Annotated in this window: 17 protein-coding genes; 7 read left to right on the top strand and 10 right to left on the bottom strand. The window is 55.1% G+C overall.

The genetic code is table 11. The features are described 5' to 3' along the window. Positions 1 to 16: 16 nt before the first annotated feature. The 6 genes from ACR0LH_RS09805 to ACR0LH_RS09780 form a co-directional block, all read right to left on the bottom strand. On the bottom strand, positions 17 to 817 hold the full coding sequence (locus tag ACR0LH_RS09805) for an AAA family ATPase (protein WP_170386946.1): 801 nt from the start codon (positions 815 to 817) through the stop codon (positions 17 to 19). Beyond that, complete coding sequence (rsmG, locus tag ACR0LH_RS09800) at positions 810 to 1,424, bottom strand: 16S rRNA (guanine(527)-N(7))-methyltransferase RsmG (protein WP_480720760.1); 615 nt, start codon at positions 1,422 to 1,424, stop codon at positions 810 to 812. The genes ACR0LH_RS09805 and rsmG overlap by 8 nt, the downstream gene beginning before the upstream one ends. Continuing rightward, a complete protein-coding gene (gene mnmG / locus ACR0LH_RS09795; protein WP_480720759.1) occupies positions 1,421 to 3,289 on the bottom strand; it encodes a tRNA uridine-5-carboxymethylaminomethyl(34) synthesis enzyme MnmG in 1,869 nt (622 codons plus the stop codon). Before mnmG ends, rsmG begins: the two co-directional genes overlap by 4 nt. Positions 3,290 to 3,301: 12 nt before the next feature. After that, positions 3,302 to 4,588, bottom strand: a complete 1,287-nt coding sequence (gene mnmE / locus ACR0LH_RS09790; protein ID WP_480720758.1) for a tRNA uridine-5-carboxymethylaminomethyl(34) synthesis GTPase MnmE — start codon at positions 4,586 to 4,588, stop codon at positions 3,302 to 3,304. A 30-nt stretch (positions 4,589 to 4,618) separates the two neighbouring features. Next, positions 4,619 to 5,890 carry a transcription termination factor Rho gene (gene rho / locus ACR0LH_RS09785; RefSeq protein ID WP_170412710.1) on the bottom strand — a complete coding sequence of 424 codons (1,272 nt, stop codon included), beginning with the start codon at positions 5,888 to 5,890 and terminating at the stop codon, positions 4,619 to 4,621. Positions 5,891 to 6,038: 148 nt separating this feature from the next. Continuing rightward, on the bottom strand, positions 6,039 to 6,488 hold the full coding sequence (locus ACR0LH_RS09780; RefSeq protein WP_480720757.1) for a CopD family protein: 450 nt from the start codon (positions 6,486 to 6,488) through the stop codon (positions 6,039 to 6,041). 404 nt (positions 6,489 to 6,892) lie between these two features. Here ACR0LH_RS09780 and ACR0LH_RS09775 point away from each other — a divergent pair, with 404 nt between their 5' ends. From ACR0LH_RS09775 to dnaQ, 4 genes are read left to right on the top strand one after another with little or no spacing between them, the layout of a single operon-like run. After that, on the top strand, positions 6,893 to 7,492 hold the full coding sequence (locus ACR0LH_RS09775; RefSeq protein WP_170802926.1) for a nucleoside triphosphate pyrophosphatase: 600 nt from the start codon (positions 6,893 to 6,895) through the stop codon (positions 7,490 to 7,492). Then, a complete protein-coding gene (locus tag ACR0LH_RS09770) occupies positions 7,489 to 8,322 on the top strand; it encodes a shikimate dehydrogenase (RefSeq protein ID WP_480720756.1) in 834 nt (277 codons plus the stop codon). The genes ACR0LH_RS09775 and ACR0LH_RS09770 overlap by 4 nt, the downstream gene beginning before the upstream one ends. Next, a complete protein-coding gene (gene coaE, locus ACR0LH_RS09765) occupies positions 8,319 to 8,912 on the top strand; it encodes a dephospho-CoA kinase (protein WP_480720755.1) in 594 nt (197 codons plus the stop codon). Before ACR0LH_RS09770 ends, coaE begins: the two co-directional genes overlap by 4 nt. Further along, positions 8,905 to 9,627, top strand: a complete 723-nt coding sequence (gene dnaQ, locus ACR0LH_RS09760) for a DNA polymerase III subunit epsilon (protein WP_480720753.1) — start codon at positions 8,905 to 8,907, stop codon at positions 9,625 to 9,627. Before coaE ends, dnaQ begins: the two co-directional genes overlap by 8 nt. Positions 9,628 to 9,654: 27 nt before the next feature. Here the strand turns inward: dnaQ and secB are convergent, their stop codons facing one another. After that, positions 9,655 to 10,152 (bottom strand): protein-export chaperone SecB, encoded by a 498-nt coding sequence (secB, locus tag ACR0LH_RS09755; protein ID WP_170386927.1) that lies wholly within the window; start codon positions 10,150 to 10,152, stop codon positions 9,655 to 9,657. 64 nt (positions 10,153 to 10,216) lie between these two features. Continuing rightward, the gene (locus ACR0LH_RS09750) at positions 10,217 to 10,708 is read right to left on the bottom strand and encodes an FxsA family protein (protein WP_480720752.1); all 492 of its coding nucleotides are present in this window, start codon (positions 10,706 to 10,708) and stop codon (positions 10,217 to 10,219) included. A gap of 107 nt (positions 10,709 to 10,815) precedes the next feature. Between ACR0LH_RS09750 and ACR0LH_RS09745 the strand changes: the two genes are divergently transcribed. Genes ACR0LH_RS09745 through ACR0LH_RS09735 form a run of 3 tightly spaced genes read left to right on the top strand, consistent with a single transcriptional unit; the run spans position 10,816 to position 13,093 of the window. Beyond that, positions 10,816 to 11,475: a Tim44/TimA family putative adaptor protein gene (locus ACR0LH_RS09745; protein ID WP_170386923.1), complete on the top strand. Its 660-nt coding sequence runs from the start codon at positions 10,816 to 10,818 to the stop codon at positions 11,473 to 11,475. Further along, positions 11,472 to 12,506 (top strand): murein transglycosylase A, encoded by a 1,035-nt coding sequence (gene mltA, locus ACR0LH_RS09740; protein ID WP_480720751.1) that lies wholly within the window; start codon positions 11,472 to 11,474, stop codon positions 12,504 to 12,506. Before ACR0LH_RS09745 ends, mltA begins: the two co-directional genes overlap by 4 nt. Continuing rightward, positions 12,506 to 13,093: a Smr/MutS family protein gene (locus ACR0LH_RS09735; RefSeq protein ID WP_480720750.1), complete on the top strand. Its 588-nt coding sequence runs from the start codon at positions 12,506 to 12,508 to the stop codon at positions 13,091 to 13,093. Before mltA ends, ACR0LH_RS09735 begins: the two co-directional genes overlap by 1 nt. On the opposite strand, the gene ACR0LH_RS09730 is transcribed toward ACR0LH_RS09735, so the two are convergent. Further along, complete coding sequence (locus ACR0LH_RS09730; RefSeq protein ID WP_480720749.1) at positions 13,090 to 14,310, bottom strand: MFS transporter; 1,221 nt, start codon at positions 14,308 to 14,310, stop codon at positions 13,090 to 13,092. The genes ACR0LH_RS09735 and ACR0LH_RS09730 overlap by 4 nt on opposite strands. After that, complete coding sequence (locus ACR0LH_RS09725) at positions 14,307 to 15,404, bottom strand: alpha/beta fold hydrolase (protein ID WP_170483120.1); 1,098 nt, start codon at positions 15,402 to 15,404, stop codon at positions 14,307 to 14,309. The genes ACR0LH_RS09730 and ACR0LH_RS09725 overlap by 4 nt, the downstream gene beginning before the upstream one ends. Positions 15,405 to 15,462: the final 58 nt, after the last annotated feature.

Below are 15,462 nucleotides of genomic sequence, written 5' to 3'. Positions count from 1 at the left end.
ACCCTCCTACTGCCGCTTACGCGGCATTTTTATTCTTATGCATGACTTCGCGGGCCAAATGACGATAGGCCATCGCGCCCAGAGACCCAGAATCATATTGCAGCACAGGCAGCGCGTATGACGGCGCCTCGCTGACCCGCACATTTCTGGGTATTTTGGTTTTAAATACCATCTCACCCAGATTGTCACGCGCGTCTTTTTCGACCTGACGGGACAAGTTGTTGCGGTTGTCATACATGGTCAACACAACACCTTCGATTCTCAGGTCGGGATTCGCGGTTTGGCGGACCTCTCGAATCGTCATCATGAGTTGCGACAAACCTTCAAGCGCAAAGAATTCGCTTTGAAGCGGAACCAGTACGGAATGAGCTGCAACCATCGCATTGACGGTCAGCAAATTCAGGGATGGCGGGCAATCTATCAGCACGAAGTCCAGCTCAAACTTGTCGATAGCTGTCTGCCTGAGAGCATCGTGCAACAGATAACTGCGCTTTTCGTTCGAGATAAGTTCGATATCTGCTGAACTCAGATCCACCGTTGCCGGTACAACGTATAGACCACCGATTTCTGTTTCCTGAATGACAGCTTCAAGAGGTGCGTCGTCCAGTATCAGATCGTAGGTCGTCCAATCTCTGTCTTCCACCCCCAGCCCGGTCGAAGCGTTCCCTTGCGGGTCCAGATCAACAACTAAAACCCGACAACCGGCCTCTGCTAGGCCCGCTGCAAGATTAATCGCTGTTGTGGTTTTGCCTACTCCGCCCTTCTGATTGGCAACGGCGATAATCCGGGGCCCTGAGGGACGAGACAGATCAACCACGTGATACTCCTTTAATTTTAAGGATAACGGCCTGAAGTTCAGTTAAACTTGTAATCGGCTCAGCCTGGAAATTCCATTCTTTGCGCGCGTCGTCCAGTTCTTTTTTCCAGGTTGCGCCTTTAGGCAACAGCGCGACACCTGAATCCCCTAAATGTCTGTCACAAAAGGACAATAACACGCCCAGTTCAGCTAGCGCTCGGGCTGATAGGATATCTGCGCCAAGCGGATCGACCACCTCAATCCGTTTGGAAATAACCCTGCAATTTGCCTGACATTCACGGGCAACGTTGCGCAAAAAGGCTGATTTTCGCTGATCGCTTTCGATAAGTGTAAACTGAGCGCTTGGGTTTTCTTCAATGGCCACTATTGCGCAGACCATTCCCGGGAAACCTCCGCCGCTGCCCAGGTCTACCCAATTGGAAAAGGTACCGGCACAACGATAAACCTGAACGGAATCTTTGATATGACGGGTCCAGATGTCATTCAGACTGTTACGCGATACCAAATTGATCTTCGGATTCCATCGCTCTACCAGTTCGACATATTTGGTCAGACGCTCGAATGTTTCACGTGAAACATTCAGATCATCCAATACTCCTTCACTCATACTTTTCTGACCTTTTGTTCTCTGCGGAGCTTCGCAAGAACAAGCGTCAAAGCTGCTGGAGTAACCCCTTCGACCCTACTTGCTTGGGCCACGTTCTCTGGCCGCGCGTTTGAAAGCTTCTGCTTCATCTCAGATGATAGACCATCCAGGGCAAAATAGTCGAAATCAAGTGGAATTTCGTAGGATTCATCACGCTTCATTGCTTCGACATCCCGTTTCTGACGAGCAATGTAGTTTGCATATAGCGCGTCTCTCTCGACTTGCTGGCGTATCTCAGGATCTACGTTGCCAAGTTCCGGAATTAGCGGAAGCAAGTCGGAGAATGAAACATCAGGAAACGCCAAGATTGCCATTCCATCACGACGGTTTCCATCCTGATTGACATTTATACCGACAGAGCGCATTTCCTTTGGAGTATAGGTTCGTTCTGAAAGCCTGGATTTGACTTCAGTCAGCTTTTCGATCTTTTCAGAGAACGACTTTATTCTGGCCTCTCCTACACATCCCAACTCCATGCCGATTGGTGTTAGTCGTTGATCTGCATTGTCGGCGCGTAGGGACAATCTGAACTCTGCTCGAGATGTGAACATACGGTAGGGTTCGGCAACACCGCGTGTCGTCAAATCATCAATCATCACGCCAATATAACTATCAGCTCGTGTGAACTGGATAGGATCTCGCCCGAAAACAGACAGTGCCGCGTTCAGACCGGCCACCAACCCTTGGGCAGCCGCCTCCTCATATCCTGTTGTTCCATTGATTTGACCCGCAAGATATAGACCTGGAACTTCTGGGACGGTCAAAGATGAAGTTAAAACGCGGGGATCCACATAGTCATATTCGATCGCATATCCAGGCTGGAGTATCTCGGCTTTTTCCAGCCCCTTGATCGACCGAACATAGTCCAGCTGCACATCTTGTGGCAAAGATGTTGAAATTCCGTTGGGATAAATCGTGTGGTCGTTAACACCTTCTGGCTCGAGGAATATTTGGTGAGACTCTTTATCGGCGAACCTTACGATCTTGTCTTCGATCGAAGGGCAATACCTGGGACCAACACCATCAATATGTCCCCCATACATTGCCGATCGACTTAGATTCTTCTCAATAATTTCATGTGTTCGCGCATTCGTGTGTGTGATTCCACAGGAAATCTGAGGCGCTACAACAGCCGAGGACATAAATGAGAACAGCGTTGGATCATCATCGCCATCCTGTCTTTCCAAATCTGACCAATCTATCGTGCGCCCATCAAGCCGGGGCGGAGTCCCAGTTTTCAAGCGTCCAAGTGGAAATTGAAAGCTATCCAATCGTTCGGCCAGCTTGACGGACGGCTTATCCCCCATCCGTCCACCCGGGCGCGAAACGTCCCCTATGTGTATGACACCACGCAGGAAAGTTCCCGATGTCAAAATAACCGCTTTAGCGCCAATTTCGGACTCATCCGCGAGTTTCACCCCTGCGACGCGGTGACCATCCATTAGAAAGTCAACAACTTCTCCGGTAACTATCGAAAGATTAGGCTGGGCACTGGTTTCCTGCTGCATGGCAGCTCGATACAACGCGCGATCTGCCTGTGTTCTTGGCCCCTGTACCGCCGGACCCTTTCGCCGGTTCAAAAGTCGAAACTGGATGCCGGCCTGATCAGCGACACGCCCCATAACACCGTCCAGCGCATCTATCTCGCGAACCAGATGACCTTTTCCAAGCCCACCGATTGCCGGATTACAGGACATAACGCCAATATCCGCTGATAAAAGCGTAACCAAAGAAGTTTGGGCACCCATGCGGGCCGCTGCATGCGCCGCTTCGGTTCCAGCATGTCCGGCACCAATCACTACAACGTCGAAACTCGAATGTTTCACGTGAAACACTCCCTATTTTCCAAGGCAGAAACTTGAAAATATCTCATCCAAGAGGTCTTCAACACCGATCCTACCTACCAAAGCCTCTAACGCACGAATGGCCGTGCGCAATTCTTCCGCTGCGATATCATACAAATCCGGGCCCGATTCCAGAACAGACATTGCAGCACCTAGTGAATCTCGGGCGTTATTAAGGGCGATACGGTGCCGTTCTCGCGTAGCTATACCATAACTAGTGGTTCTATGATTCAATATACGCGATATATTGTTTATCAGTTGATCCAATCCCTGACCCGTTTTACCAGATATTCCATCACCTGACCCTTTTCTAAGATCAGCTTTGGGTAAAACCTGGATATCATCCTCGCGCATGACTACGCCCAATTCCGAAGGATTCTCTGTCAGAAAGACTCGTAGATCAGCGGTTTCAGCGCGTTTTCGGGCCAGCTCGATACCAAGACTTTCGACATGGTCCTCAGTCTCGCGCAGCCCTGCCGTATCCAACAAAGTAACAGGCAATCCATCGAGGTCCATTCTAACCTCAATCACGTCACGGGTCGTCCCTGCATATTCAGATGTAATAGCAGCATCACGCCCGGCAAGAGCATTCAGCAGAGTGGACTTACCCGCATTTGGAAGCCCAACGATTGCGACCTCAAACCCAGTCCGAATACGCTCGGCGATCCGCACTCCTTCGGCCTCGCGTTGAAGGTCTGACATAACACCGCTCACCAGTTGACGAACTTCTGGGGTCACATCTGTCGGGACTTCTTCATCCGCAAAATCGATCACGGCTTCTAGCAAGGATGCAGCACGGATCAGGTCACCTCGCCACCGTTCCGCCAAAGAGCCGAGCTCCCCCGCGAGGATGGTCTGAGCTTGTTTCCGCTGTGCCTCAGTTTCAGCGTCGATCAGGTCAGCCAGACCTTCGACTTGCGTAAGATCCATCTTGCCGTTCTCAAGTGCCCGGCGCGTAAATTCGCCTGGCTCTGCAAGACGCAAGCCTTCTGTATCGGAAAGACAGCGGATCACAGCATCCACCGTAGCGGTGCTGCCGTGAATCTGAAATTCAACTACATCCTCGCCAGTGAAACTCGCAGGTGCTTGAAATGTCAGCACTAGGCCGTCATCCAGACGCGACCCATCGGATGCGTAAAGTAACCGAAAGCGCATACCACGGGGCGGCAGCGGATGACCGGTCAATTCAGCAGCAGCAGAATGCGCCAGAGGACCAGAGATGCGGATGACCGCCACCCCTGCTTTGCCCTGCGCGCTGGCCAAGGCGAATATCGTATCCATTCGTAGGCCCCGCGTTGGTTAAGACCTGTATTAGGTGTTCATCGAATCGAAGAACTCACCATTCGTCTTCGTCTGCTTCAGTTTGGACAGCAGGAATTCGATCGCATCGGTCGTGCCCATCGGGTTGAGGATACGGCGCAGGACGAAGGTCTTGGCCAGATCGCCCTTGTCGACCAGAAGATCCTCTTTCCTTGTACCGGATTTGAGGATGTCGATGGCCGGGAACACGCGCTTATCAGCGATCTTGCGGTCCAGAACGATTTCCGAGTTACCTGTGCCTTTGAATTCTTCAAAGATCACCTCGTCCATCCGGCTACCGGTGTCGATCAGCGCGGTGGCGATGATGGTCAGCGAACCGCCCTCTTCGATATTCCGCGCCGCACCAAAGAACCGCTTGGGACGTTGCAGAGCGTTCGCGTCCACACCACCGGTCAGAACTTTACCCGAAGACGGGACGACGGTGTTAAACGCCCTACCAAGTCTTGTGATCGAATCCAGAAGGATCACAACATCTCGTTTATGCTCGACCAAACGCTTGGCTTTTTCGATAACCATTTCCGATACGGCCACGTGGCGGGTTGCCGGTTCGTCAAAGGTCGAGGACACAACCTCACCCTTTACCGAGCGCTGCATGTCCGTCACTTCTTCCGGTCGTTCATCGATCAGCAGAACGATCAGATAGCACTCAGGATGGTTCTGTTCGATTGAATGGGCGATGTTCTGCAAGATTACCGTCTTACCCGTCCGTGGAGGCGCCACGATCAGCGACCGCTGACCCTTACCGATGGGCGCAACCAGATCGATCACCCGGGCCGACTTGTCTTTGATGGTGGGATCTTCGATTTCCATCTTCAGACGCTCGTCGGGATACAGAGGCGTCAGGTTGTCGAACAGGATCTTGTGCTTGGCCTTCTCAGGCTCTTCAAAGTTGATCTTCGTGACTTTGATCAGCGCAAAGTACCGCTCATTGTCATCAGGCGCTTTGATCTCACCTTCGACAGTGTCGCCGGTCCGAAGGGAATGCTGGCGGATCATGTCAGGCGACACATAGATGTCATCTGGCCCCGGCAAATAGTTCGCTTCGGGCGAGCGCAAGAAACCGAACCCGTCCTGTAGAACTTCCAGAACACCGTCTCCTCCGACGGTCCAACCCTCATCCGCGCGTTCGCGCAGAATCTGGAACATCATCTCGCCCTTCCGCATGGTCGAGGCGTTTTCGATCTCCAGCTCTTCGGCCATGGCCAGAAGGTCTTTGGGGCTTTTGGCCTTCAGATCGGCCAGATTCAGGGATTCAGTAGACATGATACAAACCTTCACCGCTGTCAGCGCGGCACGAAGTGGAATTTCAGTACGGAAGATACGCCGCCCGGACGGGCGTGTTGACCCCTACATAAGCGTGGCGTCTGGCGGAGTCAAACCGCCCGTCTGACCCTTGCGCTTAAAAACGCCCTCAGAACTTCAGAATGACCGCTAGAACGATGATTACCATCAAAACGGTCGGAACCTCGTTCATCATGCGATACTGCCGCCCAGTGAGCTTGTTTCGCCCCTCTAAGAAGTCTTTACGGCGTGCCATCAGCCAATGATGAAACCAGGTCATGCCAATGACGGCCGCACCCTTGACCCAAGGCCATGCAAAATCCCACCCGACGATGCCAGGTGTAAACACCATGATCAGGCCACAGACCCAGGCCACGATCATCGCGGGGCGCATGATCACGCGTAGCAGCTTTTCTTCCATTTCAAAGAAGATTGGTTCTGCCTTATCGACAGCCTGCGCTTTTTCGACGTGATAGACGAACAGTCGGGGTAAATAGAACAGTCCTGCCATCCACGAGATTACCGCCATGATGTGAAGTGACTTCACCCATGGGTAAATCGTGAAAAGAAGATCCGTCATCTCGGCTCCGAAGGTTGCTCGGAACTCTCCCTAATAAAAAAATAAGAAAAGAAAAAGGAAGATGGTTTTGTAGGGTGAACAAAATCCGTGGATTACTTTTTTACACAAGTGTTTTCCCCAGGTGGATAGAATCCCCTCAAGAATAGGTGATTCTGTAGAAGGAATTTATTTCACAATAAGATCAGGTACTTATATCTTCATTAAGATGGGAAATCTGGGGGTAACTCTTTGGGTAACGTATGAAAAATCGCTTATCCCCGTGTTCCAAGTTATCCTTGTCCCGTTTGGACAGTGTTCGGGCGAATCTGGGAAGTTTGGCGCGAAAATCCCGGGCTTGCGTGTCAACTGGAAAACCATACAAACCATCCCGGAATAGCTAACGGTTTACTCAAGGGGTTTTCCACATGTCTGTCCCCATCATTCTGGCCTCTGGGTCGTCGATACGAGCGCAGCTTCTTGAGAATGCTGGCGTGCCCTTCACCGTGCAAACCGCGCGCGTGGACGAAGAGACGGCTAAGCGGGCATTACTGGCCGAGGATGCAAGCCCGCGCGATATTGCGGACACGCTGGCCGAAATGAAAGCACGCAAAGTCAGTGACAAGACTCCGGGCGCGATGGTGCTGGGCTGTGATCAGGTGCTGGACTTTGACGGTCGGCTGCTGTCCAAGCCTGAATCTCCAGCGGATGCACTGGCGCAGCTCAGGGCGATGCGCGGTAAGCGGCATATGCTGTTGTCCGCCGCGGTGATCTATCAGGACGGGGAACCCATCTGGCGACATGTTGGTCAGGTGCGATTGCGGATGCGGATGAGCTCGGACGCGTATCTGCGTAACTACGTTGATCGCAACTGGGACAGTATCCGGCACGCGGTCGGGGCATATAAATTGGAAGAAGAAGGCGTGCGTCTGTTCGCAACCATTGACGGAGACTATTTTAACGTCTTGGGTATGCCCCTATTGGAGCTATTGAATTTTCTGGCGGTCAAAGGGGTGATTGATCAATGAGTAAAGACCGTATTCCTCTGGCAGGCGTGATTGGGCACCCGGTTGCGCATTCAAAATCCCCAACACTTCATGGGCATTGGTTGAAGTCCTACGGACTGGCCGGGCACTATATTCCAATGGATGTTGCCCCGGATGATCTTGAGGTCGTTCTGCGTAGCTTGCCCAAGGCCGGGTTTGTTGGGGCAAATGTGACAGTGCCCCATAAAGAAGCGGCCTTGCGATTGGCGGATGACGTATCGGATCGGGCAAGGAAAATCGGTGCCGCGAACACGCTGGTCTTTCGCGAGGACGGTACAATCCACGCCGACAATACCGACGGCTACGGATTTATGGAAAACCTGCGCAGCGGGGCACCGGATTGGACGCCGGGCGACGGACCGGCCGTGGTTTTTGGCGCTGGTGGAGCCGCGCGCGCCGTCTTGCAAGCCTTGGTTGAGGCCGGAGTGCCTAAAATTATGCTGACTAACCGAACACGGGCTAGGGCGGACAAGTTAAAGGATGAATTCGGCCAAACCATCACTGTGGTCGATTGGGTGCAGGCCGGAAACGTGGTCGAAAATGCTGAGCTGGTGGTCAACACGACGTCACTCGGTATGCAGGGGCAGCTTGAGCTGCGGGTTCCCCTGGATGGGTTGCAGCCGGGCGCTGTTGTCACCGATCTGGTCTACGCGCCGCTGAAAACCCACCTTTTGCAAACGGCTGAAGAAGCCGGATGCACAGTGGTGGATGGGCTGGGTATGCTGCTGCACCAGGCGGTTCCCGGATTTGAAAGCTGGTTCGGGGTAAGGCCCGAGGTAAATCTGGACCTGCGCGCGGCCGTTTTGTCATGAGTTTTGCACTGGGCCTGACCGGTTCGATCGGGATGGGAAAAAGCACGACGGCTCGGATGTTCGTCGACGAAGGCTGTGCGCTATGGGATGCGGATGCCGCCGTACATAGACTCTATTCAAGGGGCGGAGCAGCTGTTGAGCCGATGCAGGCCACTTTTCCAGACGTAATCGTCGATGGCGCGGTCAGCCGTGATGCGTTGAAACAGATCATTGCGCGGGACGTGTCCGCCTTGAAACAGATCGAGGCCATTGTTCACCCACTGGTCGCTGCAGATCGCGCGGCATTTCGGCAAAATGCGACTGCGGATATTCTGGTTTTTGACATCCCCTTGCTGTTTGAAACCGGCGGAGATGCAGCAATGGATGCTGTTGCCTGTGTATCGATCCCGGCTGATGAACAAAAACGCCGTGTGATGGATCGCGGTACAATGACCGAGGCGCAGTTTGAACAGATCCGCGCCAAGCAGATGCCGAACGAAGAAAAATGCGCACGATCAGATTTTGTGATCGTGACAGACAGTCTGGACCATGCTCGTGCGCAGGTGCAGGATGTGGTCAAACAGATACGAACGGGGCTGGCAGATGCGTGAGATTGTACTCGATACCGAAACCACGGGGTTTGATCCCGAAAGCGGTGACCGGATCGTGGAAATCGGCGCGGTCGAACTGTGGAACCACGTGGCCACGGGTGAAACGTACCACGTCTATATCAACCCTGAACGCTCGATGCCCGAAGAAGCCTTTGGTGTGCACGGCATCGGGCCGGATCTGCTTGAGAATCCGCGCCCGCCGGAAAAGGGCGAGGTGATACTGAAGGATAAGCCGGTCTTTGCAAAGGTCGGTCAGGGATTTCGCGACTTCATCAAGGATTCGCGGCTTGTGATCCATAACGCGTCGTTCGATATGAAATTCCTGAACGCGGAACTCAAATGGATGGGTCTACCCCCGATCCCGATGGAGCAGGCGCTGGATACGCTGGCCATTGCGCGTAAACGGTTTCCCGGCTCACCTGCATCATTGGATGCGTTGTGTCGCCGGTTCAATATCGACAACTCGAACCGAACGCTGCACGGGGCGCTGCTCGACTCTGAGATTTTGGCCGAGGTTTATCTGGAACTGATTGGCGGGCGACAGCCGGATTTCGGATTGTCGACTGCGGCGTCCTCATCTGCGGGCGGCGCTGAGAAATGGCGGCCGTCGGCCCGTCCAAACGCGCTTCCACCCCGAATTACCGAGGACGAACGTGCCGCGCATGATGCTTTCGTGGAAAAACTGGGCGAAAACGCCTTGTGGACCCGCGCCTGAGAAATATCCCGGCGCGGGACCGGAACTTTAGGCTTCGGTTTTCTGGGCTTCGGCCTGACGGCGCATCAGCTCATTGCGGTACAGGCTGACAAAGTCGATATTGTCCAGATTCACCGGCGGGTAGCCACCGTCGCGGGTCACATCGCTGACGATGCGGCGCAGGAACGGAAACAGCATCCGGGGACATTCGATCATCAGGAACGGATGCAGCTGATCTTCGGCAACGCCTTCCACGTGGAACAGGCCGCAATAGTCCAGCTCACACAGGAACAGGATGTCTTCCAGACCTTTGGCCTTGGACTTGAGGTTCAGCTTGATCGACACCTCGTACTGATGCTCGGCCGGGCGCTTTTTCGCATCCAGATTGACCTGCACTGCGATCTCGGGCTGGACATCGCCCGACACGCCTTTTTGGGCCATCACGTTTTCAAAAGACAGGTCACGGATGAATTGTCCCAGAACGCGCATCTGGATTTGCGGGGCGGCCTGGGCCGCGGTGTTTTCTTTGGCGTCTTCGTCGGCCATGGATCTACTCCGAAAATAAAATTAGTCACTGCTTAACAAGTTGGGGCAGACACCTCAATGCAGGTCACGACCCTTCGACCCATTTCGATGGCTTTGACGGGTCCTGGCGTGGGCGAACTTCGGTAAACTCACCATCGATTACGTCATCCTGTTGAAATGGATCAGGCCCGGTGCGGAATTGAGCGCCAGTTCCCATCTGAAACTGCGCGATGGTGACCTTGGATTTCAGATACCGGAATACGGCCACTCTGACACCGGGAATTAGCAAAGCAAAACCAACGGCATCGGTGAAAAACCCCGGCGTCAGCAACAATACGCCTGACAGCAGGATCATTGCGCCATGGGCCAGCGGCTCGGTCGGGTCATCCAATTCGGCAAAAGACCGCTGTAGGTTTTCCAGCGCCATGCGACCTTGTGTCCGAACCAAAACGGTGCCCAGAACGGCCGTGAGGACTACAATCGCCAGTGTGGGCCATAGGCCGATCAAACCGCCAACCTGAATGAACAGGGCGATCTCTATGATCGGGACCAATAAAAATGCCAGGAACAGGTACATTCGTGTTTTCCTTTACCGTGGTCCGGGCGGTGGACTTGCCCGGAACTGTCACCTACATAGTGGCATGAGGCTGCGTATACAAAGTCGTGGCCCGAAAAGAGGATGAAATGAACGAACCGATGATCCAGTTGCTGGTCCTGGCCGGAATTGCCGTTTTCCTGATCCTGCGCTTGAAAAGCGTCCTGGGTACGCGTGAGGGTTTTGAAAAGCCCCCGGTTCAGCAGCAACCAGAGGCGCACAAGTCGCGCCGTGACTTCGAGGTGATCGAAGGCGGCCCGGATCACGACATCACCGACCACGTCGCCGAAGACAGCGAGCAGGCGCAAACCCTGACCGCGATGAAGCGGGTTGAGCCCAGCTTTTCCGTCAGTGAGTTCGTGCAGGGCGCGCGCGGTGCCTACGAGATGATCGTCATGGGGTTTGAAAAGGGCAACCTGGATGAAATCCAGCCCTTCCTGTCCGAAGAAGTGTTCGACACCTTTGTTTCCGTCGTTGCCGATCGGGAAGACAAAGGGCTGACCATCGAGGCCGAGTTTATTGGCGTGCGCGAGACATCCCTTGCCGATGTGAAGTTCGACAAGGATACGAACGAAGCTGAGATCACCATGAAGTTTGTCGGTGAGCTGACCTCGGTCGTGCGTGATCGCGGCGGCGATATCATCGAAGGCAACCCCAATACCGTCAAACGCCAGAAGGACAGCTGGACCTTTGCCCGCGTCATGGGCGCGGACGATCCGAACTGGCTGCTTGTCGCCACGGACGCATGATTGCTGCGCTTCGGTCGTTTTTGCTGGGGGCTGTGATGGCAACCTCTGCCAGCGCCGAAGCGACGCGTTCCATTCTGACTTTTGACGATCTTGATGGCTGGGCCGAGGATGACCACGGCGCAGCCCTTTCGGTATTTCTGAACACATGCGGTGATCTGGACGACCCGGACTGGCGTGCGCTGTGCGGTGTGGCCCGAGCCTATGAACCCGATGCCGCCCGATCGTTCTTTGAACTGTTCTTCCGCCCTGTTCTGGTCGAAGACGGTAAGGATGCCTTGTTCACCGGCTATTTCGAGCCCGAGCTGGATGGATCCCTGACCAGATCCGAGCGTTTCAGATACCCGATATACAAGATGCCACCAGAAGCACGCGCCGAAGGTCCGTGGCTGAGCCGCCGAGAGATACTGACCGGCGACAGCATGACTGGCCGGGGCCTGGAGATTGCGTGGGTCGATGATCCGGTCGAACTGTTTTTTCTACAAATTCAGGGTTCTGGCCGCATTCGGTTGCCGGATGGCCGCGCAGTTCGCGTCGGGTATGGCGGGGCGAACGGCCACCCCTATAGGTCCATCGGGGCGGAACTGATCCGCCGTGGTGCGCTGGGCGCGCATCAGGTCAGCGCCCAGATGATCCGGGCGTGGGTGCGCAAGAACCCCGAAGCGGGCGCGGAATTGCTGTTCCACAATCCGTCATATGTGTTCTTCCGCGAAGTGAACCGCGTCGCGCCAGAGCTGGGTCCGCTGGGCGCAATGAACCGGTCCGTCACCACAATGCGCAGTATTGCGGCTGATCCGGTCTATACGCCTCTGGGCGCGCCGGTCTGGGTTGAGAAAAACGGCAAGGCTCCGTTCCGCCGATTGATGATCGCGCAGGACACAGGCGCTGCCATCAAGGGCGCACAACGCGCGGACATCTTCTTTGGCACGGGGGATGAGGCCGGGGAAGCCGCCGGTCGATTGAAAGATCCCGGCCGGATGGTGCTGTTGCTGCCGATTCAACGCGCCTATGCGTTGCTGCCGGATGAGTTCTGATGTCGCGCCGTAAACTGACCCCGGAAGAGATTGAGCTGTGGCGCAAGGTGACCAATCAGGCCGAGCGCCTGCATCCCGAAATACCTCAGTCAGTGCACCCGACCACTTTACCCAAGCCCAAGCCAACCAAGACCCCCAATGTACGGATTGAGCGGTTTGAGGTCGGACAGAACGCCTTGGGCAAACCTGCGCGAAATGCGTTGAAACCCACCGTGACCGAAAGCCTAGGTGCGACGCCGGTTCAGATGGATACAAAGGCGTTCGGCCGCATGAAACGGGGCAAGCTGAAGCCCGAAGGCAAGCTGGACCTGCACGGGTTGCGCGTAGATACCGCGCACCCGGCATTGATCCGGTTCATCCTATCGGCGCAGGCATCAGGCAAGCGTCTGGTTCTGGTCGTGACCGGAAAGGGCAAGGATCGTGATGAGCCCGGCCCCATACCCACTCCACGCGGCGTGTTGCGCAATCAAGTGCCGCAATGGTTGTCCTTGCCGCCCTTGGCGCAGGCTGTTCTGCAAGTGACACCTGCCCATATCAGCCATGGCGGTGACGGGGCTTATTACGTGTATTTGCGCCGCATTCGCTAAAGCGTCTGAACGGCTCTGGCTATGCCAATGCGCGTAAGGACGCAGACCAGAACGAAAAACCCGCCAATCCACAGGAACTGGATATCCAGCGGCATCCCCAGATCGATCAACACGCCGGTTAACCCCGGCCCGATGGCTGACCCCAGAACCATGACTGCTGTTGCCATGGCTTTGATCGCGCCTATATGCCGGGTGCCGTAGAACTCGGCCCAGAACGCGCTGGGCAAGGTGCTGTTGGCACCAACCGTCAGTGCCAGAAACATCAAGGCCAGCGTTGCCCCTCCGATCGACGACGTCAGCCCCACGATCCCAAACCCAACGGCCATTGGCAGTTGATAAAATGGCATGATCCTAGCCGTGCCCCATTTATCCAGCGCCCAACCCGCCGCAAACATCGACAGCAGGGAGACGCTGGTAAAAACCGGAAACAGGGCAACCAACTCGATATGCTGCCAGCCTTTTGTGTCCGCCAAATGGACCTGATGAAAGAAAAAGGCAGTGATAAAAGCAGATGGACCCAACAAAGCCGGTGCCATGAACCAGAACAGCGGATGAAAGATCGCTTCTTTCCGGGTCCAATGGCGGTCCTCCATGCCCGTAGCCGAATATTCGCTAGACAGGCTTTGCGGGGTTCTTTCCTGACGGAGCAGGCGTAACAGGATTGGGATGCCCAAAAGGGTGACACCGGCAGCAATCACCCAAAGCCACCGCCAGTCCAGCAAGGCCATAGCAGCCACGAAAGTGACTGGCAGCAATGCTTCGCCCACCGAAAATCCGACCGACGCGATCGCCAGCGCTTTGCCCCGTGTGGCGGTGAACCACCTCGCCATGGCCACCAGCGCCAGATGGGTGCTCATCCCCTGCCCAAATAGCCGCAACAGAAATACCACGACCGGCAGCAGAACAACCCAAGTGTTTATTGCCATCGCCACGGTCGCCAGTGCCAGACCTGCCAGAACCGCCGGGCCTAGAACCCTAACTCGAAAGATGTCGGTCAGCCCCCCGGCCCAGATCATCACGACAGCCGATACGGTGGTGCCAAGCGAATACAGTCCGCCCCACGCGCCGTGGCTAAGGCCAAAGGCGGCGCGGATTTCTCCGGAAAAGATCGAAATGAAAAAGGTCTGCCCAAAGCTGGACATGAAGGTCAGCAAGACCCCTGCACCCAACCATGTCGCGTTGTTCTGAAGATATTGGCCCAAACGGAACCCAGTCACGGAGAGCTGACCCGCGCCTGCCCCGTTTCGCTCAGTACGATTTCAGTTGCCCCGGTCGGGTTCCGAATGCTGGTCGGTGCGATTATGTCAAATCCACGCCCATCCGGGTCGAACGTGCTGCTGACCCTGCGGGCGGAATTGATAATGGCCAAAAGCGCGGGCGACGTCGCAGCGACGAAATGCGAGGACTCGGCGTCCCGGTTGAAGGCCGTCGTGTCCAGAATGTTGATCTTGTAGTCGGCCAACGCCTCAGCAGAGTCGATATTGCCAAGGCGCTTACCCTCTTCAACGCCGCGCAGCCGGGCCGAGATGTTCAGCAGCTTGTCTTTCTGCGACACCATAACGATGAAAGGGTCAGGCGGCGTTTTGATCGTATCCATTTGTGACCGGAACAGATCAATATCCAGGTCAGGGGCGATCAGGACGACACCTTCGATGTTTTTGCTGGACCAACCGGGTTCTCGCAATTCGGCTTGCCGCATCATCTCCATCGTCAGGGCCGTTCCCATCGAGTGCGCCACGAGCACGACGCGCCTTATGCCCATCGCCTTTAGGTTCCGAACAGTCTGTTCCAGCCCATCGCGGGCAAAAAGCATACTGTCCAGATCATAGGCATACCCGGCACCCTTAGCTTGGCTGGGCCAGGAATACACCATGATGGCACCGGGAATGTTGACGTCTCGGCTAAGCTGCGCCGCGCGAAACGTGGTCTCGAACTGGGTCGTGTTGTAGCCGTGGATAAAGATGGAAACCTCATCTTTACCCCCCAATCGGGCTTTCATCTCACTCGGCCCTTTCAACTCGTCCACACTGGCCATGACAAACTGCTTTTCGGGGTCGGGATTGGAATAGGAAAAATCAAGCGTACCGGGCGTGTGATTGGGTGGAATCGACACCGTCATTTCCAGATATTGCAACGTCTCACCACGCCGAAATCCGTAGGAACCGTCGGGCTCTCTCGCTCGAGTCGTTGTCGCAAATACGGTTTCGGGACTTCCTACAGACAGCGCGGTTGGCACCGTTTCGGATATCGTTCGGTCAACACAAGCGGTCAGGGGCACCGCCAACAGGAAAATGAAAAAATAGCGCAGCACAGGGTTGGCCCTCGGGACAATATGCGCCTACGCTATCGGATTTTTGTCTAAGGTCCAG

The organism is Ruegeria sp. CL6, assembly GCF_056536465.1.
Note: the sequence above shows the minus strand (reverse complement) of the source record. Positions and strands in the feature narration are given on the sequence as shown.

Coding starts and splice junctions, on each gene's coding strand:
- rsmG (WP_480720760.1), bottom strand. CDS start 1,424: ATGAGTGAAGGAGTATTGGATGATCTGAATGTTTCACGTGAAACATTC.
- mnmE (WP_480720758.1), bottom strand. CDS start 4,588: ATGGATACGATATTCGCCTTGGCCAGCGCGCAGGGCAAAGCAGGGGTG.
- rho (WP_170412710.1), bottom strand. CDS start 5,890: ATGTCTACTGAATCCCTGAATCTGGCCGATCTGAAGGCCAAAAGCCCC.
- ACR0LH_RS09780 (WP_480720757.1), bottom strand. CDS start 6,488: ATGACGGATCTTCTTTTCACGATTTACCCATGGGTGAAGTCACTTCAC.
- ACR0LH_RS09775 (WP_170802926.1), top strand. CDS start 6,893: ATGTCTGTCCCCATCATTCTGGCCTCTGGGTCGTCGATACGAGCGCAG.
- ACR0LH_RS09770 (WP_480720756.1), top strand. CDS start 7,489: ATGAGTAAAGACCGTATTCCTCTGGCAGGCGTGATTGGGCACCCGGTT.
- coaE (WP_480720755.1), top strand. CDS start 8,319: ATGAGTTTTGCACTGGGCCTGACCGGTTCGATCGGGATGGGAAAAAGC.
- dnaQ (WP_480720753.1), top strand. CDS start 8,905: ATGCGTGAGATTGTACTCGATACCGAAACCACGGGGTTTGATCCCGAA.
- secB (WP_170386927.1), bottom strand. CDS start 10,152: ATGGCCGACGAAGACGCCAAAGAAAACACCGCGGCCCAGGCCGCCCCG.
- ACR0LH_RS09750 (WP_480720752.1), bottom strand. CDS start 10,708: ATGTACCTGTTCCTGGCATTTTTATTGGTCCCGATCATAGAGATCGCC.
- ACR0LH_RS09745 (WP_170386923.1), top strand. CDS start 10,816: ATGAACGAACCGATGATCCAGTTGCTGGTCCTGGCCGGAATTGCCGTT.
- mltA (WP_480720751.1), top strand. CDS start 11,472: ATGATTGCTGCGCTTCGGTCGTTTTTGCTGGGGGCTGTGATGGCAACC.
- ACR0LH_RS09735 (WP_480720750.1), top strand. CDS start 12,506: ATGTCGCGCCGTAAACTGACCCCGGAAGAGATTGAGCTGTGGCGCAAG.